Annotated in this window: 23 protein-coding genes; all 23 read left to right on the top strand. The window is 51.9% G+C overall.

The features are described from left to right. Positions 1-34: 34 nt before the first annotated feature. A complete protein-coding gene (locus NSU14_RS32115; RefSeq protein WP_039309509.1) occupies positions 35-307 on the top strand; it encodes an HU family DNA-binding protein in 273 nt (90 codons plus the stop codon). Then, positions 307-585, top strand: coding sequence for an RNA-binding S4 domain-containing protein (locus NSU14_RS32110; RefSeq protein WP_036723951.1), 279 nt, complete (start codon positions 307-309; stop codon positions 583-585). Before NSU14_RS32115 ends, NSU14_RS32110 begins: the two co-directional genes overlap by 1 nt. Positions 586-728: 143 nt before the next feature. Next, positions 729-1013: a sporulation protein YabP gene (gene yabP / locus NSU14_RS32105; RefSeq protein ID WP_039309510.1), complete on the top strand. Its 285-nt coding sequence runs from the start codon at positions 729-731 to the stop codon at positions 1011-1013. Next, positions 1010-1573 carry a spore cortex biosynthesis protein YabQ gene (gene yabQ / locus NSU14_RS32100; RefSeq protein ID WP_336101286.1) on the top strand — a complete coding sequence of 188 codons (564 nt, stop codon included), beginning with the start codon at positions 1010-1012 and terminating at the stop codon, positions 1571-1573. Before yabP ends, yabQ begins: the two co-directional genes overlap by 4 nt. 22 nt (positions 1574-1595) lie before the next feature. Next, positions 1596-1928, top strand: coding sequence for an FtsB family cell division protein (locus tag NSU14_RS32095; protein WP_340948482.1), 333 nt, complete (start codon positions 1596-1598; stop codon positions 1926-1928). Positions 1929-2056: 128 nt separating this feature from the next. Further along, a complete protein-coding gene (locus NSU14_RS32090; protein ID WP_042132690.1) occupies positions 2057-2560 on the top strand; it encodes a S1 domain-containing RNA-binding protein in 504 nt (167 codons plus the stop codon). A 443-nt stretch (positions 2561-3003) separates the two neighbouring features. Beyond that, positions 3004-5511: a stage II sporulation protein E gene (gene spoIIE / locus NSU14_RS32085; protein ID WP_042132691.1), complete on the top strand. Its 2508-nt coding sequence runs from the start codon at positions 3004-3006 to the stop codon at positions 5509-5511. Between the two features lie 966 nt (positions 5512-6477). Then, positions 6478-7224: a hypothetical protein gene (locus tag NSU14_RS32080; protein WP_042132692.1), complete on the top strand. Its 747-nt coding sequence runs from the start codon at positions 6478-6480 to the stop codon at positions 7222-7224. After that, positions 7214-8152: a serine/threonine protein kinase gene (locus tag NSU14_RS32075; protein ID WP_042132693.1), complete on the top strand. Its 939-nt coding sequence runs from the start codon at positions 7214-7216 to the stop codon at positions 8150-8152. The genes NSU14_RS32080 and NSU14_RS32075 overlap by 11 nt, the downstream gene beginning before the upstream one ends. A gap of 74 nt (positions 8153-8226) precedes the next feature. After that, a complete protein-coding gene (gene tilS / locus NSU14_RS32070; RefSeq protein WP_076248553.1) occupies positions 8227-9669 on the top strand; it encodes a tRNA lysidine(34) synthetase TilS in 1443 nt (480 codons plus the stop codon). 45 nt (positions 9670-9714) lie between these two features. Continuing rightward, positions 9715-10254 (top strand): hypoxanthine phosphoribosyltransferase, encoded by a 540-nt coding sequence (gene hpt, locus NSU14_RS32065; protein WP_039309523.1) that lies wholly within the window; start codon positions 9715-9717, stop codon positions 10252-10254. 111 nt (positions 10255-10365) lie between these two features. Next, positions 10366-12417 (top strand): ATP-dependent zinc metalloprotease FtsH, encoded by a 2052-nt coding sequence (gene ftsH / locus NSU14_RS32060; protein ID WP_076248555.1) that lies wholly within the window; start codon positions 10366-10368, stop codon positions 12415-12417. A 211-nt stretch (positions 12418-12628) separates the two neighbouring features. Then, positions 12629-13567 carry a quinolinate synthase NadA gene (gene nadA / locus NSU14_RS32055; protein WP_039309543.1) on the top strand — a complete coding sequence of 313 codons (939 nt, stop codon included), beginning with the start codon at positions 12629-12631 and terminating at the stop codon, positions 13565-13567. Between the two features lie 39 nt (positions 13568-13606). Beyond that, positions 13607-15223, top strand: coding sequence for an L-aspartate oxidase (nadB, locus tag NSU14_RS32050; protein ID WP_039309525.1), 1617 nt, complete (start codon positions 13607-13609; stop codon positions 15221-15223). Continuing rightward, positions 15213-16085 (top strand): carboxylating nicotinate-nucleotide diphosphorylase, encoded by an 873-nt coding sequence (gene nadC, locus NSU14_RS32045; RefSeq protein ID WP_076248557.1) that lies wholly within the window; start codon positions 15213-15215, stop codon positions 16083-16085. The genes nadB and nadC overlap by 11 nt, the downstream gene beginning before the upstream one ends. Further along, entirely contained in the window at positions 16085-16852 is a 768-nt protein-coding gene (locus tag NSU14_RS32040) for a type III pantothenate kinase (RefSeq protein ID WP_039309527.1), read from the top strand. Before nadC ends, NSU14_RS32040 begins: the two co-directional genes overlap by 1 nt. Positions 16853-16899: 47 nt before the next feature. Next, positions 16900-17784: an Hsp33 family molecular chaperone HslO gene (gene hslO, locus NSU14_RS32035; protein WP_042132697.1), complete on the top strand. Its 885-nt coding sequence runs from the start codon at positions 16900-16902 to the stop codon at positions 17782-17784. Positions 17785-17793: 9 nt separating this feature from the next. Further along, positions 17794-18738: a peptidylprolyl isomerase gene (locus tag NSU14_RS32030; protein ID WP_340948480.1), complete on the top strand. Its 945-nt coding sequence runs from the start codon at positions 17794-17796 to the stop codon at positions 18736-18738. A gap of 126 nt (positions 18739-18864) precedes the next feature. Then, positions 18865-19803 (top strand): cysteine synthase A, encoded by a 939-nt coding sequence (gene cysK / locus NSU14_RS32025; RefSeq protein ID WP_042132698.1) that lies wholly within the window; start codon positions 18865-18867, stop codon positions 19801-19803. Between the two features lie 204 nt (positions 19804-20007). Beyond that, a complete protein-coding gene (locus NSU14_RS32020; protein ID WP_340948479.1) occupies positions 20008-21633 on the top strand; it encodes an anthranilate synthase component I family protein in 1626 nt (541 codons plus the stop codon). Further along, positions 21630-22211, top strand: a complete 582-nt coding sequence (gene pabA / locus NSU14_RS32015; protein WP_039309532.1) for an aminodeoxychorismate/anthranilate synthase component II — start codon at positions 21630-21632, stop codon at positions 22209-22211. The genes NSU14_RS32020 and pabA overlap by 4 nt, the downstream gene beginning before the upstream one ends. Then, the gene (locus tag NSU14_RS32010) at positions 22208-23089 is read left to right on the top strand and encodes an aminotransferase class IV (RefSeq protein ID WP_336101288.1); all 882 of its coding nucleotides are present in this window, start codon (positions 22208-22210) and stop codon (positions 23087-23089) included. The genes pabA and NSU14_RS32010 overlap by 4 nt, the downstream gene beginning before the upstream one ends. Next, on the top strand, positions 23086-23943 hold the full coding sequence (folP, locus tag NSU14_RS32005) for a dihydropteroate synthase (RefSeq protein ID WP_340948478.1): 858 nt from the start codon (positions 23086-23088) through the stop codon (positions 23941-23943). The genes NSU14_RS32010 and folP overlap by 4 nt, the downstream gene beginning before the upstream one ends. Positions 23944-23954 lie beyond the last annotated feature (11 nt).

The raw sequence follows: 23954 nt of genomic DNA, 5'->3' as shown, positions 1-23954 counted from the left end.
TTTATTTTTTGTATCCTAGGAGGAACTTCAAATTATGAACAAGACAGATCTGGTAAACAACATTTCCGAAAAAAGCGGATTGGCCAAAAAAGATGTAGAAGCAGTACTCAACGGGGTTCTGGGCGAAATTACAGAAGCTCTGGCAAGCGGAGATAAAGTGCAGCTGATCGGATTCGGTACTTTTGAAACCCGCAAACGTTCCGGCCGTACGGGCCGTAACCCGCAATCGGGCACACCTATTGAAATCCCTGAATCGACTGTACCGGCCTTCAAGGCAGGTAACAAGCTTAAAGAAGCCGTTAATTAATGCGTCTGGACAAGTTCCTGAAAGTCTCCCGTCTGATCAAGCGCCGCACCGTGGCCAAGGATGTGTCCGAACAGGGCCGGGTACTGATCAATGGACGGGAATCCAAACCGAGCAGCACTGTGAAGATCGGTGACGAGATTACCGTGCAGTTCGGCCAAAAGCTTGTGACGGTCAAAGTCGAAAAGCTGGTGGAGACCACCCGCAAGGACGAGGCCGCCGGAATGTATACCCTGCTCCGTGAAGAGCCTGTGGCCAAAAGCACCGGACTCGACTGGTAAGGCAGATATATATTCAGGCAGTAATCGAAAGCGTAACTTTACTCTATGTGAAGTTGCGCTTTTTTACGATGCATGGCACGCCTTCCTGTTCTATACCCTGTCCTTCCGTCATAAATTAGAACCAAGAAGGAGGGGTACATGCTATGATCGAGCCAGCCAAAGTCAATAAACAACATGATCTGCACATGCACAGCCGTAAACAGGTCGAACTTACGGGCGTGCAGAATGTAGAGAGCTTTGACAGCGAGGAGTTTCTGCTGCGTACGGAACTCGGCCATCTCACCATTCGGGGAAGTCATTTACATATCAAAAATTTAAGTCTGGAGAATGGATTGTTGTCACTTGAAGGCAATGTTCATTCCCTGATTTATCTGGATCCCGGTACGCAGGGCAAAAATAAAGGGATTCTCCGTAAGCTGTTCAAATGAATCCCGCGGTCCAATGGATCACCCTGTTCTACATGGTACTGGCCGGCACAGCCATGGGACTGGCCTATGACAGCTACCGGGTGCTGTCGCTGAAGCTGAGCTTTCCCAAATGGCTGAATGCGCTGCTGGATCTGCTGTACTGGATAGCGGCTGCCCTGTTCGTCTTTCGCATGCTTTATGCCGGAAATCAGGGACAATTGAGGTTTTATGTCTTTCTCGGACTCTTTCTAGGTGTATGGATCTATTTTTTGATCTTCAGTGTTACGGTACGGCGTTTTGTGTTAATGTTAATTCAGTCGGTTCAGTATACGTGCAGGATGCTATGGAGATGTATTGAGATCGTGATCGGATGGCCGCTTCTCTGGCTGTGGCGCCTTGTGAAGGGAACGCTGCTGCTGCTCGGCCGGATCCTGCTCTATATTTTGAAGCTGCTGCTGCGTCTAACCAAGCCAATCTGGGTACTTCCTGTAAGGTGGGGCTCTCCGTATCTTTCCCGGTTCTATCACAGTGCCAGGATGGCGAGGATCACTAAATGGATATCGGAATGGCGGAAACGCTGATCTTGAACTGGGGGTACGCTGTATGAACAGATTCTCTGCGGAAGAGAAGAATAATAACAATAAGGCTTCGGCCGCAGGCGCGAAGAGAAGAAAGTTTATATGGATTTTTGTAGTAGCGGTATTCTTCGGCTGGGCCGGGTTTACTTTCTTTGCCCAGAGTTCAGCTATTGCCGACAAGACTGAACAGCTTGCGAAGAAGCAGCAGAGCAATGAAAGTGTCACAGCTTCGCTTAACCAACTGAAATATGAAGTCTCGCGGCTGAATGAGGATGAGTATATCGGACAATTAGCGCGTAAATGGTATAATATGTATCCAGAAGGTGAATCACCTATCCGCACAGAGCAATCTGAGTAATAAAAGCAGGCTAAAAGGGGCTTTCGCTCTGTTGCCTTGCTTTGTTCTTTACTGTATAATCAAATCACCGCAGACAGGATGAACTTAATATTCGTCTGTATATTTTTAAGGGAGGATCATTTTATTCTATGGCAATTGAAGTGGGCACCAAGTTAGAGGGCAAGGTGACAGGCATCACGCATTTCGGAGCATTTGTGGATCTGTCAGGAGGTGTCACAGGTCTCGTTCACATCTCGGAGATCGCCGATAACTACGTCAAGGATGTTAACGATCATTTGAAGATTGCGGATGTAGTAACCGTCAAGGTGATCAATGTTGACAAGGACGGCAAGATCGGACTTTCCATTAAGCAGGCCGTTGATAAGCCGGCGTCAGAAGTACGTCCCCCCAGAGCTCCAAGACCAGAACGTCCAAGCGGTGGAGACCGTTTCGGCGGTGGTGGCGGCAGTGGCGGAGGCGGCGGTGGTGGATTCAATCGTGAACGGGGTGGGCGTCCATTCAAGCCTGCAGCCGGTAAACCTTCATTCGAGGATAAAATGTCACGCTTCCTGAAAGACAGCGAAGAACGGATATCTTCGATCAAGAAGAACACAGAAGGAAAGCGCGGCGGCCGTGGAGCCAAGCGCGTATAATCTGAGTCTTGCACATCATAAATAACCGCTGGGGCTTCATGCCCTTCGCGGTTTTTTTGTTTGTCCTGGTAATTGTTCAATTCCTGGCATTTGCCCGCTGGTCGCAGTAAGCTCTGCATTAACTTCAGTGTAGGATTCGCAGCCGGGCTGTTTTTTGTCGGCCACAAACAAATTGCCGACAGCATCCAAGCCATTCTCACATAACTCTAGGGCAATCGCTGACGAATGTATGCGCGGGCACCGGCAACGTCCGCCGTCATGGTCAGCCCCGGCAAGGGCTAACCTTTTGCTCCGTAAGGGTTAGAAAGGTTTTTCCATAAAATGTCGGCAGAGGCTTTTTTGTCGGAATATTTTTACAGCCTGCTCTCTGTTTCTGACAAACTTTCATAAGACCCCCGCTATATAATGAGAACCATAAATTCTTATACGGGTGGTGCAGGGGAATGAGTAAAAGCAATGTGGTGAATTTGCCGGAGTGGACAAGAGCAGGAAGCAAAGACAAGATTCAGAAGGAAGCTTGGAGTACACGTCTGAAGGCGTGGAGTATGAAACAGCCGGTCCTCCAGTTCATCGCGGTCAAGAAGTGGGCAATGCTGCTGAGTCTGATGGGCTTTTTACTGGGCCGTGCCATGATTTTGGACGAGCTGACTCCCTTTGCTGCCGCTTATTTCGCCGTCATTGTATTTATGCGCAGGGACTCTACGCTGCCTGTGGCTGCGGCTATTCTGCTCGGAAGTCTCTTTACCCCGTTTCCCGGTGCTATAGTGGTTGCCGCAGAGCTGATTATCTTTTATCTAATTTATAAAGGAATGGAGAACTTCCAGCGGGTGGATCTGTCCTATGCGCCGCTGATGGTATTCGTGGCTTCTTTTATGGTGGGACTGTTCCGGGTGGTGATCGGGCCGACGCTGGCCTGGTATCCGCTGATGATGGCAACGATTGATGCCTTGCTTGGGTTTGTGCTGACGCTCGTATTCCTGCAGGCGCTTCCGGTGTTCACTTATAAGCAAAAAAGCAGGGCGCTTCGCAATGAAGAGGTCCTCTGCCTGATTATTCTGCTGGCCTCCGTGATGACAGGCCTGGTCGGGTGGACGGTAAACGGCCTTTCTCTGGAGCATATTTTATCGCGCTTCCTCATTCTGCTCTTTGCCCTTGCCGGTGGAGCCCCGCTCGGGGCAGCCGTCGGTGTCGTAACCGGACTGATTCTCAGTCTGGCTGATGTAAGTGCCATTTATCAGATGAGTCTGCTGGCCTTCTCCGGCATGTTGGCGGGAATGATGCAATCCGGACGCAAAGGGGCCGTCTCAATCGGGATGCTGCTGGGTTCAACCATATTGTCGGTATATTTCATGGGACCGGGCGATGTGATGAATTCCACCTGGGAGACCTGCGCGGCCGTAGTGTTGTTTCTTCTGACACCTAAAGGCATTATTTCTGCCATTGCCAAATATGTACCGGGGACTGCTGATCATAGCCGCTCTCAACATGAATATGCCCGCAGAGTGCGGGATATTACAGCAGACCGGGTTACCCAGTTCTCTCAGGTATTCCGTCAGCTCTCCAGCAGCTTTGGTCAAATTCCCCGGGCCACGGAAGCAGGTAAAAGCGACCGTGAAATGGAGGATTTTATGAAAACGGTAACGGAAGGGGCCTGCGCCGGCTGCATCCGGCGTACCCACTGCTGGGATGCCAAGTTCTATCAGACATACAGATATATGACCGATATGATGACTACTGTGGAGGAATGCCCCGACATTACAGCGGCCCAGCTGCCTCCGGAATGGAACCGGATCTGCGGCAAGACGGGCGAAGTACTGGAAGTAATGAAGGGCCAATATGAACTCTATCAGCATGATATGCGCTGGAAGCGGCAAATATACGACAGCCGCCAATTTGTTGCCGAGCAATTATCAGGGGTCTCTCAGGTTATGGAGGATCTGGCGAAGGAGATCAAGCGGGAGGGCCAGGCGATGTACCGCCAGGAGGGACAGATTCGTGAGGCACTGGAGAAGCTGGGCCTGTCAATTCACACTATAGAAATTCTAAGCCTTGATCCCGGCCGGGTAGAGATTGAAGTAGTGCATGCTTATACCCGGGGCTTTGACGAATGCCGCAAAATGATTGCCCCGCTGCTCTCCGATATCCTGGAGGAGAATATTGCGGTGGTAAGTGAAACAGCTGTGCACCCGCGCGAAGGCTTATCCATGGTGACTTTTGGTTCGGCCAAAGCTTATGAAATCAATACCGGCGTAGCCGGGGCTGCCAAAGGAGGCGACATAATGTCCGGCGACAGCTTCAGTACGGTGGAGCTCGGAAATGGCACCTTTGCTGTGTCGATCAGCGATGGAATGGGCAACGGCGAGCGGGCCCGGATGGAGAGCAGCGCTGCGCTATCCATGCTGGAGAAGCTGCTGCAATCCGGGATGGATGAGAAGCTGGCGGTCAAGTCCGTCAATTCGATTCTGCTGCTGCGTTCCCCGGATGAATTCTATGCGACCGTGGATATGGCGCTGATCGATCAATATTCGGCGCAGACCATCTTCATGAAGATAGCGTCAGCACCAAGCTTTATCCGGCGGGGCAGCGAGGTTATTCCGGTGACAGCCAGCAATCTGCCGATTGGAATTATTAAAGATATCGAAGTGGACCTGGTCACCATGCAGCTGCGTCCCGGGGATATTCTCATTATGATGACCGATGGTATTTATGATGCGCCCGGATATGCCGTTAATAAAGAGATATGGATGAAACGCCTGATCCAGGAGCTGGAAGGCGATGATCCTCAGGATATGGCCGACAGCCTGCTGGATAAGGTAATCCGTTACCAGGGCAATGAAATCCATGATGATATGACGATTGTCGTCAGCCGTGTCGATCATTTCCATCCGGAGTGGTCCAGCCTGCATATGCCGGGCGTGGGCCGGATGGAGAGACCGCGTACAGTTAGTTAGGTAACCTATCATTCAGCTGACATTGTTCTTTCATTATTATCTATAGAGGCAGAACTTAAAATTGTGGCCAGCCGATAAAACGCCCCCCTGCAGAGTAAGGGTTTCGTTCATGCAGTAAGTGGGATTCTTAAGTTCCCTCTATTTTCTGTCCGTCACGCTGCCATGGGATTCAAGAACCACTGGCAGTCCTGGTCCGTCTCGGTTCAGGCATGAAATTGTTGTACGTAGTACAGCTTTGATTCGGCGTTACCCGGTTGTTTGGGAGGATTGTTGTATGAATTACAACAATTGCTCCGCTAAATGGCTTGGAAGCTGAGAAATCCTGCATTTCGTACAACAATATCCGCTTAGGGATGATTTTGTGAGGGAAATGTTGTATTTGGTGCAGGATTTTAAGACACAGACTGGAGGAGCGATAGTGGGGCGCTTAATAGTTATCTGCAGGAAACTTATCAATTCAGCTGCAGCAATCACCATATTTCACCACCAGTTAAGTGGTTAGCCAAGTTAAGCACCACCGGAGCTTCCATATATTCCGCTGGCCGAGGCCTGTGGTCTCAATCTTGTGTTAACGGGCGGGTGCATTCCATCCACTCGCCCGTTTCTGCCCCGCCCCGTTTCAACCGCCGCTGACTCAGCGGCGATAGCTTCAGATTGTTGGTCTTATCGTGAGGTTAAGGAACGGAGAGGAATTTTGGAGCCGCAGAAGCGGCAGCATTCGCCTGAAAGCTTTCCGCAGGAAAGATCGCTTCGGAAGCATATGCAGTCCTCTGATTTCAACCGCAAACTGCGGTACTCAAATCAGGAAATCAGAGGACAACAGCGATCGGAGGCCCAAAACTTTCTCGCAGTGACCCTTATTTCATGAAGCTATTCGATTCAAGTTTTTCCCGCTAAGCGGCGTTTGAAATCTCTCTACCTTGGATATGCTAGAACTAGATACAAGGCAAAGGGGAGTGAACGGTCATGAAGCAGATTCTGCTCATTACTGACGGTTGTTCGAATGTGGGGGAAAGTCCGGTACTTGCGGCAGCGCATGCCCGGCAGGAAGGCATTACGGTCAATGTCGTAGGTGTCGTGGACTATGGAACGATCGGTGAACTCGGAAGCCGGGAGATCGCTGATATTGCCAAAGCGGGAGGCGGACTCAGCCGGATCGCCTCAACGTCGCAGCTGGCGCAGACCATTCAGATGATGACCCGCAAGACCGTGGTTCAGACGATCCAGCAGGCGGTTAATAAAGAGGTAAAAAAAATTCTCGGCGAGGGTTCCCTTGAAGAACTGCCTCCGCAGCAGCGGTCGCAGGTGGTTACGGTTGTCGATGAGCTGACTGAGACTTCTCCGCTGCGTATTGCCCTATTAATTGATGCAAGTGCGAGCATGAAGCCCAAGCTGGGTGCCGTGGAGGATGCCATCCGTGATTTGGCTCTCAGTCTGGAGGCACGGGAAGGGCGGAGCGAGCTTGCCGTGTTCCATTTCCCCGGACACTCCAGCAGTGAAGATGCCGTGCTGGATATGGACTGGACGCGGAATGTATCGGAAGTCCGCTCACTGTTCTCCAGGCTGAAGATGCGGGGGGCTACTCCGACAGGACCGGCTATTTTCAAGGTGCTCGAACATTACCGTTATGATAAACTGGATGAACCTCGTGACTATCTTGTGAATGGGGATGACGAGGCAAGAGAAGGGATGATTGGTGGGTATGTCGTCTAATCCACCCTTTCCGGCAGGCACTGTAATTACCGGCAAATGGCGGGGGAACCGTTATGTTGTGGAGCGGATGCTGGGGAAAGGGGCAAACGGAACCGTATATCTTGTGCAGCGGGAAGGCCGGCGGGAGCGGTATGCGCTCAAAATCGGATACGATACGCTGGAGCTGCAGTCAGAGATCAATGTACTGACCTCTCTGCAATCCTGCCGTAAACGCAGTGAGCACCGGGCGCGCAAGGAGTCACCGTTGTCCTCTTACCTGCTGGAATCGGATGATTTCAAGGATAGGGACCATACTCCTTTCTACGTGATGCGTTATGTGGAGGGCAGACCGCTGCATCATTTTTTGTCCAGGAACGGGGCGTCCTGGCTGGGGCTTGTCGGCATGAAGCTTCTGGAGAAGCTGCAGACCCTGCATGAGTGCGGCTTTGTGTTCGGAGACCTTAAGCCGGAGAATGTCATGGTATCCAGTTACGGGGAAGCCGAGCTGATTGACTACGGTGGCGCGAGTCCCCTGGGACGCAGCGTGAAGCAGTTTACCGAATGGCATGACCGCGGATTCTGGAACGCCGGCAGCCGGACGGGAGACGAGAACTATGATCTGTTTGCTTTTGCCGTACTGTGCCTGCGCCTGCTTAATGAAGAAGGTCTGAAGTCGGCAGCCCAGCAGCTGCCGCAGACCCGGAGTGTGGATGAACTGCTGAAGCTGGCCAGAAATCTGCCTGACAAGAAGCTGGCCTCATGGCTGTGTCTGGCGCTCAAAGGCGGTTTTCCCGGATCCGCACAAGCTGCGGAGATTTGGAGAAGTCAGATATACAGAGCACGGAAGACGGGAAAGGATACGATGGCAACTCCCCGCTGGCTCAAAAATGCGTTTGCGCTGTCTTTATTTCTGCTGGCCTTTACGATCTACTGGGTATTCCGTTTTTGAAATTATACATAATACCAGGGTACTGGAATTCCGGAGCAAGACAGGCAAGTGATCTGCAAGAAAGGATGCCGCATATGGAACAAATGAAAGAACTGGTGGAATCCGTACTGGAAGCTGCGGCTGAGCATGAACTGTGGCAGCCCCATGACACCATTGTAGTCGCAGTTTCCGGAGGGCCGGACTCTGTGGCTCTTTTGCGTATTTTGCACGAGATAGCCGTAAACCGGATGCCATTAACTCTGGTCTGTGCCCATGTGAATCATGGCTTCAGAGCCGAATCAGCGGAAGAGGCGGAGTTTGTCAGGAAGTTGGCTGCTGAGCTGGGAATCCCCTTTGAGCTCGCGGAGTTTGATATTCCATCCATGGTCAAGGAAATAGGACTGGGTCCCGAAGGAGCGGCAAGGGAGAAACGCTATCAATTTCTGATTGAAACCGCGCACCGTTACCATGCACGTTCTGTCGCACTGGCCCATCATGCCGATGATCAGGCCGAGACCGTGCTGATGCGGCTGCTGCGGGGGAGTGGTCCTTCGGGGCTTGCAGGCATGCGCTGGAAACGGACTGAAAAAAAGGTGGAACTCATCCGCCCCTTCCTGCGTATTAACAAAACAGCTCTTGTCGGCTTATGCCGGGAAGAGGGGTTTGCTTACGCGGAGGATGCCAGCAATCTGCTTATGAAGTATAAGCGGAACGCGGTAAGGCTGGAAGTATTGCCCCTGCTCGAACAGCATAATCCGAGAGTGAGACAATCACTGCTGCAGCTGTCTGAAATTGCCGGTGCGGAAGATGAATATATGGAGGCGAATGCGGCAAAATGCTTCGAAGAGCTTGTTTTTATCGAGCATGGAAAATACACCTTGAAGAGAGCTTCATTTGCGGCCCTACCCTCCGCTTTACAACGGCGTTTGATTAAACTAATATTAAATTATCTGTCAGCGGATTCATCTGCGATGGATTTCCCCAAGATTGAAGCTGTGCGCCGGGGAACGCTGCAGGAGTACCCCACCGTATGGACTTTGGATTTGGGCGGGGGTTTCGTCTGTATGCGGCAATATGACACCCTTTTGTTCTCGTCCAAGCCCTTGCTTCGGCAGGTGAGCTATACATACCCTCTGTCTTTGCCTCATCCCCGGATCAACCTGAAGGAGATAGGAAAAGTTATGACGATGAAGGTGCTGGAGAGAGAAGATTTTTTTGCACAGGAGGAGGACTCTGGGAAGATGTCGGCTTGGTTTGACGGCGATGAGCTCGTCTTACCACTCACCATCCGTTCCCGATTGCCTGGAGATACCATAAGGGTTATGGGATTAAACGGAAGCAAAAAGGTAAAAGATATTTACATTGATGATAAAATACCTTCTTCCGAACGCTCTGCGATTCCCCTCGTTTGTGATGGTTTGGGCAATATCGTCTGGATTCCGGGCGTAAGGCGCTCGATGCATGCCGCAGTAGGGCGGCACACGGCCTCGGTGCTTCTCCTGTCCATGGAAGACATGGAACAGGGCGAAGAAACGTAATGGTCGAAGTAAGTCTTTCATAGTATAACTTAGGAGGTTCGCAAGTTGCAGAATGATATTCAAGAAATCTTGATCAGCGAAGAAGAAATCCAACAAAGAATCAGGGAGCTTGGCGCCCAGCTGAGCAAGGAATATGCAGGCCGCACACCTTTAGTCATCTGTGTACTCAAAGGTGCGTTTATCTTTATGGCGGATCTGGTTAAAGTGATTACAGTACCCGTTGAGATGGACTTCATGGCAGTATCCAGCTACGGCGGTACGACCAAATCATCCGGTGTAGTCAAAATCATCAAGGATCTGGACACATCGGTTGAAGGCCGCGATGTTCTGATTGTCGAGGACATTATCGACAGTGGTCTTACCCTCAGCTATCTGATTGAGATGCTGCAGGGCCGGAATGCTGCTTCCGTCAACGTAGTCACCCTGTTCGATAAACCTTCAGGCCGTGCAGTTAATCTTGAAGCCGAATATACCGGCTTTGTGATTCCTGATGCTTTCCTGGTAGGCTATGGACTCGACTATGCCGAACTGTATCGGAACCTCCCATACGTAGGTGTACTGAAGCCTGAAATTTATTCCAAATGAACCAATCGACAGCCTTAGATTCAAGGATCACTTTTCTGGATTTCCTGACAATTTGAGGAGTCTGGTCAGGCTATGGTACAATAACTTGAGCGTTGTGAGAGGAGGTAGGGGATGAATCGGTTCATCCGGAATTCTGGTTTTTATTTGATTTTATTTTTAGTCGTGGTGGGCATTGTCCAGTTTGTAAGCAATGGAAATGAATCCGCCGATTTCCCTAGATATGATGAGTTAAGACAGGAGATCAAGGACAACAATGTGAAGAGCCTGACGGTTCAGTTTGAGGGTAACGCATTTCTGGTTACAGGCGAATACAAAGAATTGCCACCTGAGACTAAATCGAAGAATTTCTCCACTTATGTTCCTCCTACAGATCGGGCCCTTGATGAACTTATAGCTGCCAGCGAAGTTAATGGCGTGGAGCTGACTCAGAAGAAAATGGAAGGCGACAGCATCTGGCTGACATTCCTTTCTTCCATCATTCCATTAGTTATCATGTTCATCCTGTTCTTCTTCCTGTTTAACAATGCACAGGGCGGCGGCGGCAAGGTCATGAATTTCGGCAAGAGCAAAGCCCGGTTATATAATGAAGAGAAGAAGAAAATCAGCTTCGAGGATGTTGCAGGAGCTGATGAAGAGAAGCAAGAGCTTGTGGAGGTCGTGGAATTCCTCAAGGATCCGCGTAAATTCGCAGCTGTAGGTGCACGTATTCCTAAAGGGGTACTCCTTGTGGGACCTCCGGGAACAGGTAAAACCTTGCTGGCCCGTGCGGTAGCAGGTGAAGCCGGTGTTCCATTCTTCAGCATCTCCGGTTCCGACTTTGTGGAAATGTTCGTCGGTGTCGGCGCATCCCGGGTACGTGATTTGTTCGAGAATGCGAAGAAGAATGCTCCTTGTATCATCTTTATCGACGAAATCGATGCTGTGGGACGTCAGCGCGGCGCAGGACTTGGCGGCGGACATGACGAACGCGAACAGACCCTTAACCAATTGCTCGTTGAAATGGACGGCTTTGGCGGCAACGAAGGCATTATCATTGTCGCGGCTACCAACCGCGCCGACATACTGGATCCGGCATTGCTCCGTCCAGGCCGGTTTGACCGTCAGATTACGGTTGACCGTCCAGACGTGAAGGGCCGTGAAGCTGTACTGAAGGTTCACTCCCGCAACAAACCGCTTACCAAGGATGTTCGGCTTGACGTAATTGCCAAGCGTACAACCGGATTTACCGGTGCGGATCTGGAGAACCTGCTTAACGAAGCGGCACTGCTTGCTGCACGCCGCAACCGTAAGGACATTACCATGCGTGAAGTGGATGAAGCGATTGACCGTGTAATTGTCGGCACAGAGAAACGCAGCCGCGTAATCAGTGACCGCGAGAAACGGATTGTAGCTTACCACGAAGCAGGCCATACCATTGCCGGCTACTTCCTCGAGCATGCCGATGTGGTGCATAAGGTTACCATTATCCCGCGCGGCCGCGCAGGCGGATATGTCATTATGCTTCCTAAGGAAGACCGGATGATCGTTACCAAGCAGGAACTCTTGGATAAGGTTACCGGATTGCTTGGCGGACGTGTTGCTGAAGAATTATTCATTGGCGAAATTGGCACAGGCGCTTATAGTGACTTCCAGCAGGCTACGCGCATTGTGCGTGCGATGATTATGGAATATGGAATGAGCGATAAGCTTGGGCCATTGCAGTTCGGCACATCCCAAGGCCAAGTCTTCCTTGGCCGTGATATCGGACATGAGCAGAACTACAGTGACTCCATTGCTTACGAGATTGACCAGGAAATGCAGAACCTTATCCGCAGCAGCTATGAGCGCTGCAGAGAGCTGCTGACCAAGCATTCCAAAGAAATGCACCTGATTGCGAACACCCTTCTGGAGAAGGAAACGCTGGAACTTGATCAGATCACAGAATTGATTGAGCAAGGCTACCTGACGGAGGATGGCAAACCGGAAGAAACAGAGGCAGTAACGCATGAAGCGGGCGAGCCAGTAATTGATTCTATCGGTGACGTACGTGTACGCATTCAAGGCAAATCCGACGAAGAACCGCCATTCCTTGGCGATCTGTCTAAGGATATTCCGAATAAACCGGATCCTGAAGAAGGAAACGGTTCGGATGATGGCAACAAAGGCGGCGGAAGTCTGGTTTAATCGCTGAATAAAACATCGTAATTTTATCCGGAGAACCTGAGGTTCTCCGGATTTTTCTGTCTATAGGTACATCAGGACATAGAGCTACACCCGGCTTGCCCGCATTGACAGGGGGTGGAACGTTGTGTACATTAGTGATTAAATATTAAATAAATTAACTTAATAGAATGCACTGGCTATATGCCATGAAGACATAAGGGGGAGAATGACCGTGGAAGCTCTGGCGCTTGAGCGCAAGCAGGAACAGAATCGTGAACTTCGTGTGCGCCTCGAACAGCTTAAGAAAGAACGGAATGCAATAATTCTGGCTCATTATTATCAGCGTGATGAAATTCAGGAAGTAGCGGATTTCCGTGGAGACTCTTTTTTACTGGCTCAGAAGGCTGCGGAGACAGAGGCAGATGTGATTGTATTCTGCGGGGTTCACTTTATGGGGGAAAGCGCCAAGATTCTTGCGCCGAACAAAACTGTTATAATTCCTGACGAACGCGCCGGCTGTCCTATGGCGGATATGGTCAACGTGGACGGACTCCGGAAGCTGAAGGCGCAGCATCCTAATGCCAAAGTAGTAACCTATATCAACTCCTCCGCTGAGATCAAAGCGGAAACTGATATTTGCTGTACCTCTGCCAATGCGGTGAAGGTGATTGAATCGCTTGATGCGGAAGAAATTATCTGGGTACCCGATAAGAACCTGGGCCAATATGTTCAGGATAAGACCGGCAAGAAGCTGATTATATGGGAAGGCTACTGTAATACTCATGATATGCTTACCGTCAAGGATGTAGTGGAGATGAGAGCCAAATATCCTGAAGCGGAATTTGTGGTACATCCGGAATGCCGTCCTGAAGTGGTGGCCATGGGTGATTATGTGGGCAGCACAACCTCGATTATAGAGTATTGCCGGAAATCGGACCGCCGGCAGTTTATCGTGGGAACTGAGGATGGAACCGGATATCAGCTGCGGTTGGACAGTCCGGATAAAGAATTCCATTTTGCCACCAAATTCCTGGTTTGTCCCAATATGAAGGTTAACAATTTAAAGAAACTGGTAAAATGCCTGGAGACGATGAAGCCGCAGATTTATGTACCGCCCGCTGTCGCCGACAAAGCCAGAACTTCCCTAGAGCGCATGCTACAAGTCCGGTAGCATGCGCTACTCTTTCGTTGAAACAGGTGAAAAGCGGTCATGATTCCACAATATTTGGTTGATTTCGATCTTCAGGGGCTTCCTGTAATTAAGACAGATTGTATTGTGATTGGTTCAGGCATTGCCGGTTTGTTCACAGCGATCAAAGCCAGTGAAGACCGGAAGGTCATTATGATTACGAAGAAGACAGTCATGGAGAGCAATACACGGTATGCCCAAGGGGGGATTGCCGCTGTGTTCTCAGACGACGATTCTCCGGTATATCATCGTCAGGATACCCTGATGGCCGGTGCAGGGCTAAACTCCTCTGCGGCTGTTGATGTACTGGTGAATGAAGGTCCGGAAGGCGTCCGCGAACTCATCCGGCTCGGGACGAAGTTCGACAAGGAGAATGGCGAGCTTGCGTTAACGCAAGAGGCGGCACATAGCCACCGCCGTATTCTGCATGCGAATGGGGATGCTACAGGCTATGAAATTGTCCGCGCCTTGGCTGAGCAGGCAGAGCAGCATAAGAATATCGAGGTATGGGATGACCATTATGTCATTGATCTGATTACCGTAGACGGGGAATGCGTGGGGGCATTGGTACAGCGTCCGGGAGGCGGACGTTTGTTCCTGCAGGCCGATGCAACCATTCTATGCTCAGGCGGAGCAGGGCAATTATACCGGTATACGACCAATCCCGAAGTGGCAACCGGTGACGGTGTAGCCATTGCTTACCGGGCTGGAGCCCATGTACGGGATATGGAATTCATCCAGTTCCACCCGACAGCGCTCAGTTATCCGGGAGCCCCGCGCTTCCTGATCTCGGAAGCAGTGCGCGGTGAAGGCGCTGTGCTGCGCAATATCAACGGAGACCGGTTTATGGAAAGGTACCATGAGCTGCTGGAACTGGCCCCGCGCGATATTGTGGCCCGGGCGATTGTGAGCGAGATGGAGCTGACCAAATCCACCTTTGTCTACCTTGATATTACACATGAATCAGCGGATATGGTCAAACACCGCTTCCCGACGATCTATGAGACCTGTATGAGTTATGGACTGGATATTACAAGTGACTGGATTCCAGTGGCTCCTGCTGCGCATTATATGATGGGGGGCGTCAAGACCGATCTGAACGGGGAGAGCACCGTTTCCCGCCTGTTTGCCTGTGGCGAGGTTTCGTCTACAGGGGTACAGGGAGCCAACCGGCTGGCCAGTAATTCTCTGTCGGAAGCGATTGTCTTTGGCCGCCGGATCGTAGAGCGCATCCGTCAGCTCCCGCCGCTTGGGCGGGATACAGTATCGGCAGGCTGTGACCAAGGCCGGGTGGAGTCGCCTACCCAGGCTATTGTGGAGCGGCGTCTGAAGCTGCAAAAGGTTATGGTACGCTACGCCGGACTGCGGCGGAACCAGGAAATGCTGATTAAAGGACTGGATGAATTAAAGCGTCAGCTGCCGATTTTTAATGCGGCACTTACCAAACGGGAAGAATACGAATTCGCTAATATGCTTACGTGCTGCCTGCTGATTACCGAATCAGCGCTGGCACGGGAGGAGAGCCGCGGCGCTCATTATCGCGAGGATTATCCGCTGCGGAATGATGCAGAGTGGCAGAAGCATCTGCTCCAGATTCGCGAACTGGGAATAGTGGAGGAATTAAGTGATGATGTTTAATGGCTATAATGAAGAACTGCTCCAGTCTATTAAGGGGTGGCTGCAGGAGGATGTCGGATCAGGGGATATCACAACACGTACCACTATACCCCAGGGACATGAATCCAAGGGGATTATCCATGCCAAAGAGGACGGAGTAATCTGCGGAATTCCCGTGGCTGAACTGGTTTTTGAGGTAGTAGACCCGACACTCGTATTTACGGCATTGGTACAAGAAGGCCAGCCGGTGTCCAAGGGCACGGTCATCGCTGAAGTCGAGGGCAGCACGCATGCCATTCTTACAGGCGAACGGCTCGCCCTTAATCTGATGCAACGGCTGTCCGGTGTGGCCTCGCGGACGGCGTCATTCGTGCAAGAGCTTCAAGGTCTGCCAACCCGGCTGGTGGATACCCGCAAGACAACACCAGGTCACCGGATGCTGGAGAAGTATGCTGTCCGCATAGGCGGAGGAGCCAATCACCGCTTCGGCTTGTATGACGCGGTAATGATTAAGGATAATCATATCAAGGGCGCCGGAGGCATTCGTCAGGCGGTAGGGCGCGCCCGGGCCAATATCCCCCACACCATGACGATCGAAGTGGAAACGGAAAGCCTGGAGCAGGTAGAGGAAGCACTCGCTGCGGGGGCGGACATTATCATGCTTGATAATATGTCACCTGAGCTGATGGCGGAAGCAGTAAGAAGAATTAGAACCAAAGCGCGGCATGTCAAAATCGAGGCTTCAGGCAATGTATCTCTGGAAACGGTACGCGGGATTGCAGAATCGGGTGTAGATGTTATTTCTGTAGGCCGGCTTACCTATTCCTTCGCCAGTCTTGATATCAGTCTGGATCTGAATGGCAAGAAAGGCGGAAATCTCTAATGATACTTGTCGTTGATATCGGGAATACGAACATCGTGCTTGGAGTCTACCGGGGGCCTGAGCTGCTTCATCATTTCCGGCTTAGCACAGCGCGTCAATCGACTGTGGATGAATATGGTGTCCTGATTCATAATCTGTTCCACATGTCGAATATATCGTTTAAAGATGTAGAGGGTGTCATCATCTCCTCGGTTGTTCCGCCGCTGGTTCAGGTTATCGTGGAAATGTGCGTAAAATATATCGGCAAAGACCCGCTGCTCGTAGGCCCCGGAATCAAAACCGGGCTTAATCTGCGTTATGAGAATCCGCGCGAAGTGGGCGCAGACCGGATTGTAAATGCCGTTGCGGCGATTGAGCAGTATAAATGCCCGCTCGTGGTCGTTGACTTTGGTACGGCAACTACGTTTGACTGTATTGATGCCGGAGCGAACTATCTTGGCGGGGCAATCGTGCCGGGTCTGGGGATCTCTACAGAGGCCTTATATCAGCGGGCATCCAAGCTGCCGCGGATTGAGCTGGAGAAGCCCAAGAAGGTTATCGGGCGCAATACTGTCCACGCGATGCAGGCAGGAATTATTTTTGGCTATGCTGGCCAGGTAGAGGGAATTGTAAGACGCATTAAGCTGGAGATGAATGCGCCCGTTCTCAAGGTTATTGCTACAGGGGGGCTTGCTCCGCTGATTGCCGGCGAGACAGATTGCATTGATGAGGTTAACCCGATGCTGACGCTGGAAGGATTACGTATTATTTACAACCGTAACAAATAATCATGAAATGAAACCTTATACAGACAGATAGGAGGAGTAAGCACCCAATGGAAAAAAAGAAGGATCGGCTTATCCGGGGAACTGCCATGAACGGGAAGGTCAGAGCGTTCGCAGTCCGGACAACAGAACTTGTCGACGAATTGCGGCGCAGACATGATACCTATCCGACAGCTACAGCTGCGCTTGGCCGTACTGTAACCGCCGCAGCCATCATGGGCGCTATGCTCAAGGGTCAGGAGAAGCTGGCGATTATGGTCAAAGGGAATGGACCGCTCGGACAGATTACGGCCGAATCCAATGCCCTGGGTGAGGTTCGCGGTTATGTGAGTAATCCGCATGTTCATCTGCCGAGCAATAGCCTTGGCAAGCTGGATGTCGCAGGTGCTGTGGGTACGGAAGGGTTCATTGATATCAGCAAGGATCTGGGGATGAAAGAGCCGTATCGCGGCAGTGTGCCTATTGTCTCAGGAGAACTGGGCGAGGATTTCACTTATTATTTTGCCATTTCGGAACAAACGCCTGCTGCTGTAGGGCTGGGTGTATTGGTGGAGACAGATAATTCGGTAAGAGTTGCCGGAGGATTCATCATTCAACTGCTGCCCGGCCTGACAGATGAAGAGATCACCGAGATTGAGCATGCCGTCGGAGCGATGCCTTCAGTGACGGCGATCCTGGACCAGGGCCTTGAGCCTGAAGAGATGCTTCGCCTGCTGCTGCCGGATGCTGTAGTCCTTGATGAACTCGAGATCTCTTTTGTCTGTCAATGCTCGCGTGAGCGGATAGAAGAGACACTGGTCAGTCTGGGCCAGCACGAACTGGAGCAGCTGATCGAAGAAGATGATCAGGTTGAAGTTATATGTCATTACTGTAATGAAGCTTATGTGTTTAACAAGGATGAACTGCAGGTAATCCTCGATCAAGCGAAATCGTAGGGCTATGAGATGATGACAAGACAGGAGCGCGCGCTGCGCAATACCGTTATATTACTCGCCGTCGCGACCTTAATGCTTGGAGGTCTTTTATTCTGGAGCCTGCGTGCAATGGCCCTGCTTAAGGGAGAGGCTGCAGACGGGGAGGCTTCGGATATTGCTGCCGCCGGAGGCCAGCCGGTCACGGACCGGGAATGGATAGATGAACTCAAAAAAAAGCATGGAGATGAAGTGCTGCTGGGCATGCTTAATCATATCGTTGTTGGCAAGGAAGCCAAAGCTCTCGGTATTACGGTGACCGATGAGGAGATTGAGCAGGAATTGAAGCGCGGCATGTCCGGCTACGGTTCGGAGGAGCAGTATTATGACCAGATGCAGTCTGAGCTTGGTCTTTCCCGCCAGGAGCTGCACGAGGAAACCGCGTACCGGTTGACGCTTCAGGCGGTAGCCACCACCGGTATTACGGTCAGTGAAACTGAAATTGATGATTATTTGGCCCAAAACGCCGAGAGATTCACTCCCAGGAAGCAAATGCAGCTCTCTATGATTAAGCAGGCAACCTATAACGGGGCTAATCAGGTTATGGACCGCCTGGAGCAGGGAGAGGATTTCGCCGGCCTGGCCAGAGAGGTATCCACAGATGAGGAGAGCCGCCAGCATGGCGGTAATATCGGAACAGTGGAGGAGAATGATCCGTTCTGGCCGGAGGAGCTGCTGAAGACAGCAGCGGGCCTTGAGGCTGGAGACATCGCAGGGCCGCTTCAGGTCGAAGGCGGTTATGCCGTGATCCGGCTGGAGAAGCTTATTGATCCCGGGAAGCCGGATCAGGATGAGCTCCGAGGGCTGATCCGCCAGGAGCTGGCGCTGGAACAGGCGGCGCCCCTGCAGCAGGTGGAAAGCGATTTGCGTGCCAAATACGCTACAGCAATATATATTGACAACAGCCTGCAAGATTGATAATATGAGATTAAATGTAAAACCTACTGATTTAGTCGGAAATAATAAGCGGCACAACATATGTTGATCATAACTGTCACAGGTTCCGCACCCAATTCATCTATCATCCCAAGGAGGTTTTTGCTCATGGCTAAAGTCGTCAACAGTGTAACAGATTTGATCGGTGGTACACCGCTCGTTCGTCTGGGTCGGATTGTTCCGGAGGGTTCCGCAGAAATTTACTTGAAGCTGGAATATCAAAATCCGGGTTCGAGTGTGAAAGACCGCATCGCTATCAGCATTGTGGAAGAAGCTGAGAAAGACGGTTCCCTGAAACCTGGAGGCACCATTGTAGAAGCGACCAGCGGTAATACAGGGATTGGCCTGGCGCTTGTTGCTGCTGCCAAAGGCTACAAGGCGATTATTGTTATGCCTGAAACGATGAGCCTTGAGCGCCGCAACCTGCTGCGTGCTTATGGTGCTGAGCTGGTATTGACTCCAGGATCTGAAGGGATGAACGGGGCAGTTAAGAAAGCTGAGCAAATCCTCAGTGAGAATCCGGATTACTTCCTTGCAGAGCAGTTTAAGAACAAAGCCAACGTGAAGATTCACCGCGAGACCACTGGACCGGAGATCGTGGAAGCAATCGAATCCATTGGCGGACCCCTGGATGCGTTCATCGCAGGTGTCGGTACAGGCGGAACGATTAGTGGTGCGGGTGAAGTGTTGAAGAGCCAGTATCCTGATGTGAAGATCTATGCTGTAGAACCTGCAGCTTCTCCAATTCTGGCCGGAGGCAAACCGGGTCCCCACAAAATCCAGGGGATCGGTGCCAACTTTGTTCCTGAAATCCTGAACCAGGATATCTATGATGAAATCATTCATGTAGAGAATGACGAAGCTTTCGAAACGGCACGCCGTGTAGCCAAAGAGGAAGGTGTTCTGTCCGGTATTTCTTCCGGCGCTGCTGTATTCGCTGCCCTCAAAGTAGCTAAGGAACTGGGCGCAGGCAAAAAGATCGTTGTTATTATCCCAAGTAACGGCGAACGTTATCTGAGCACACCGCTGTATAACTTTGAAGTATAATTGCTGAGAACCAGCAATTCAGAAGAGCCTGCGATCCGCTTCCATAGGGATATCGCAGGCTCTTTTTCTGAATAATAAGCATTTATCAGGTTTACGGGCTTTTCAAAGTAACCGGATGTACAGTATACTGACAGGCAATAAACTATCGTAGAAGCCAGCGTATGCTTTCGAGGCTATGCTTCACAAAACTTTAGGGGGATAAATGTGGAGATCTTAACGGCTTGGCAGGAGTGGGAACAATGGGCGGACGAAGCCTGGAGCGTTCTTCCGCTGGTCCTTCATTCACGGCAGGAGAAAGGGGGATTGCCGGACAGCTGGCAGAGAGCCTGGGAGATGGCTTCACCATATTCCGTGGTCCTGGAGAGCGGTAAGGGCGGACGTTATACATATCTGGGCTTGCGTCCGGTTTCAGTCATAAAGGGTATTGGAGATACCGCAGAGCTCTACAGTCTGTCTGATGCGGCTGTGGGACAGGCACAAGCTGAACCTGAAGCTACGGAGCTGCTTCAAGGGCAACCGCTGAAAGTGCTGCAGGAGTGGATGAAGGATTATGTCTCACCCCGCGTACCGTTCGACGGGCAGCCGCCCTTCACCGGAGGTTGTATCGGATTTCTCGGCTATGATGTAGTCCGCTCTCTGGAGAAGCTGCCGTCCTGTGCCAAGAGGGATCCCGATTTCCCGGATTATCTGTTCATGAGGCTGGAAGAGCTGTGGATCTATGACCATCACGAGGATATTGTGTATTGTGCAGTACATGTACCTGTTCCGGCTGTGATATCCGCTAACAGGGCTGAGCTGCATGCCATGTATCTTGATGCTGTGAGCCGTGCGGAGCGAATGCTGGAGGAGTGGCAGCGTATCATGGTACCTGCTTCTTCTGAAGCAGCTGCTGCCGCCCAGTATGCTGACATTGCCTGCCTGATTGATACTGAAGCTAGTGTCACCGGAGAATGGCCAGGCATGAGCTCGGATTTCTCGCCGGAGCAATTCCAGCAGGCCGTGCTGGATGTTCAGGAATACATCCGTGCCGGTGATGTCTTCCAGGTGAACCTGTCGCTGCGCAAGCAGGCGCAGCTGCAGTCCTCGCCGGAGGATGTCTACGAGTGGCTGCGCAGACTCAACCCGTCCCCGTACATGGGGCTGCTCCGCACGCCCGGCTTCGCCCTCTCCAGCGCTTCGCCGGAGCTGCTCGTGAAGCTGCACGGGGACAAGGTCAGCGCCCGCCCCATAGCCGGTACCCGGCGCCGGGGCCACACTCCCGCGGAGGACGCCGCCATGGAGGCGGAGCTGCGCGGGAGCGAGAAGGAGATCGCCGAGCATATTATGCTTGTCGATCTCGAGCGCAACGACATCGGCCGTGTCGCTGCGTACGGGACGGTCAGCGTGCCGGAGCTGCTGACCGTGGAGCGATACTCGCATGTGATGCATCTCGTCTCGCAGGTGGAGGGCATCGCCGCACCCGGCAAGGATGCTTACGATGTCATTGCCGCCTTATTCCCCGGCGGCACAATCACCGGCGCGCCCAAGGTGCGCACCATGGAAATTATTGAAGAGCTGGAGCCGGTCCGCCGGGGTCCATATACTGGATCCATGGGCTGGATTGACTATAATGGCAATATGGAATTAAATATAATTATACGTACACTGGCCGTGAAGGACGGAATCGGCTACATTCAGACAGGAGCGGGTATTGTGATCGATTCGGATCCGTACCGGGAGTACCGGGAATGCCACAACAAAGCCAAAGCGGTAGTGAAGGCGATTCTCTGCAGTGAACGCGGGCAGGAATTGCGGACTACCTCCGGCACCGAAGGAGGAAGCGCAGTATGATCTTGGTCATCGATAATTATGATTCCTTTACGTATAACCTGGTGCAATATCTGGGTGAGCTGGGGGAGGACGTTAAGGTATCCCGTAACGATGAGATCAGTATTCAGGAGATTGAGGCCCTGGCACCGGATCATATTTTGATCTCTCCGGGACCATGTACACCGAATGAGGCAGGCATCAGCCTTGAGCTGCTGCAGCATTTCAAAGGAGTCATCCCGATCTTTGGCGTATGCCTCGGTCATCAGGCCATCGGACAAGCCTTCGGCGGTAATGTGATCCGGGCAGAACGCCTGATGCACGGCAAAACCTCGCCGATTCACCATAATGGCACCTCTGTCTTCGAAGGACTGGAGTCCCCGTTTACGGCAACACGGTATCATTCCTTGATTGTAGAACGTGAGAGTCTGCCGGATTGCCTGGAGATTACAGCAGAAACGGCCGAAGGCGAGATTATGGCCTTGCGCCATAAGGAATACCCGATCGAAGGCGTGCAGTTCCATCCCGAGTCGATCATTACCGATCATGGACATACGATGCTGCGCAACTTCCTGAAACGGAGAGCCGGAGAACCGGCATGAAATATATAGGACTTAACAACAAAGCAGTCGACGCCAAAGACGCCGTGGTCTCCGCCCTGGATCACGGCTTTTTGTACGGAATGGGTCTGTTTGAGACCTTCCGCACCTACGGGGGTGAGCCCTTTCTGCTGCAGAGGCATCTTGACCGGATGGCAGAGGGCTGCAGGCAGCTGGGTATTCCCTTTGCGCCGGATGTGCAGCAGCTTCGGGAATGGATTCAGCTTGTAATGGACAAGAATGAGCTTAACGAGGCTTATGTCCGCTATACAGTCACAGCCGGTGAGGATATCCTTGGGCTGCCGGCAGGAGATTACAAGCAGCCTAATCAGCTGCTGTATATCAAAGCGCTGCCGGCACTGCCGGACAGCCTGTATAGCGAAGGCAAAGAACTGCAGCTGCTGTATCACCGGCGGAATACCCCGGAAGGGCCTGTGCGACTGAAGTCGCTGCATTATATGAACAACATTCTGGCTAAGCGTGAGCTGGCCGGACACCCGTCTGCGTCTAGAGGAGCAGAGGGGTTGATGCTGACGGCAGCGGGTGACATATCCGAGGGAATTGTGAGCAACATCTTTTTCGTCGCAGATAACCGGCTCTATACCCCCGATATAGCCACAGGCATTCTCCCGGGAATTACCCGGGAAATGGTGCTGGAGCTGGCAGCATCCGCAGGCCTCTATCCAGAACAAGGCTTTTACCGCTGGGAGCAGCTTGAGGCGGCTGACGAAATTTTCCTCACGAATTCGGTGCAGGAGATTGTGCCGGTAACGGCGCTCTGGAACGGGGACCGGCGGATAACGATAGGCAGCGGGCGCTGCGGAGAACGGACAGATGCAATCCTGAAGCTTTACAGAGAAAGGGCGGGGAGGCTGGAATGAAGCCGGTAATATATAAGCGGAGCTACCGCTGCGGAAGCGGCGAGCTGATTCTAGGCGAACGGACCCTGATCATGGGTATCCTCAATGTGACGCCGGACTCTTTTTCCGATGGGGGATTATGGACAGATCCGGATAGAGCGGTAGAGCATGCACTGCGAATGGCAGCCGATGGTGCCGATATTATTGATATAGGCGGAGAGTCAACGCGTCCGGGTCATCAGCCGGTAGGAATAGAGGATGAGTTGGAACGCGTACTGCCCGTTATCGAGAGTATCCACCGTGCTGCGCCTCATCTGCCGCTATCTATAGACACCTACAAAGCGGAAGTAGCGCGCCGTGCGGTTCAGGCCGGTGCCCATATTATCAACGATGTCTGGGGGGCCAAAGCAGATCCGCAGATGGCGGCAGTTGCCGCGCAGGCGGGTTGTCCGATTATCCTGATGCATAACCGCCATAACCGCAATTATCAGGATTTGATCAGCGATATGACAGAGGATTTAACCGCGAGCATTAACCTTGCCCTGACAGCCGGAGTAGAGCCGCAGAATATCATTCTCGATCCCGGGATCGGTTTTGCCAAGGATTATACGGAGAATCTTCAGGCGATGATGGGCTTGGATGTACTGGGGGAGCTTGGGTATCCGCTGCTGCTGGCCACTTCGCGCAAAAAATTCATCCGTACCGCACTCGATCTGCCGGCGGATGATGTTGTGGAAGGGACCGCTGCTACAGTCGCTTTCGGAATTGCCCAGGGCTGCCAGATCGTGCGGGTGCATGATGTCTCTTTAATCAAACGTACAGTAGATATGTGCGATGCCATGTTATATGCTGCAGCACCTGTGGTGCGTGAATAGACTATTTTCAA

It is taken from the genome of Paenibacillus sp. FSL R10-2771 (assembly GCF_038000205.1).
GTDB lineage: Bacteria > Bacillota > Bacilli > Paenibacillales > Paenibacillaceae > Paenibacillus_AQ > Paenibacillus_AQ phytohabitans.
The sequence above is the reverse complement of the archived record's forward strand: the minus strand, read 5'-3'. Positions and strand labels throughout refer to the sequence as shown.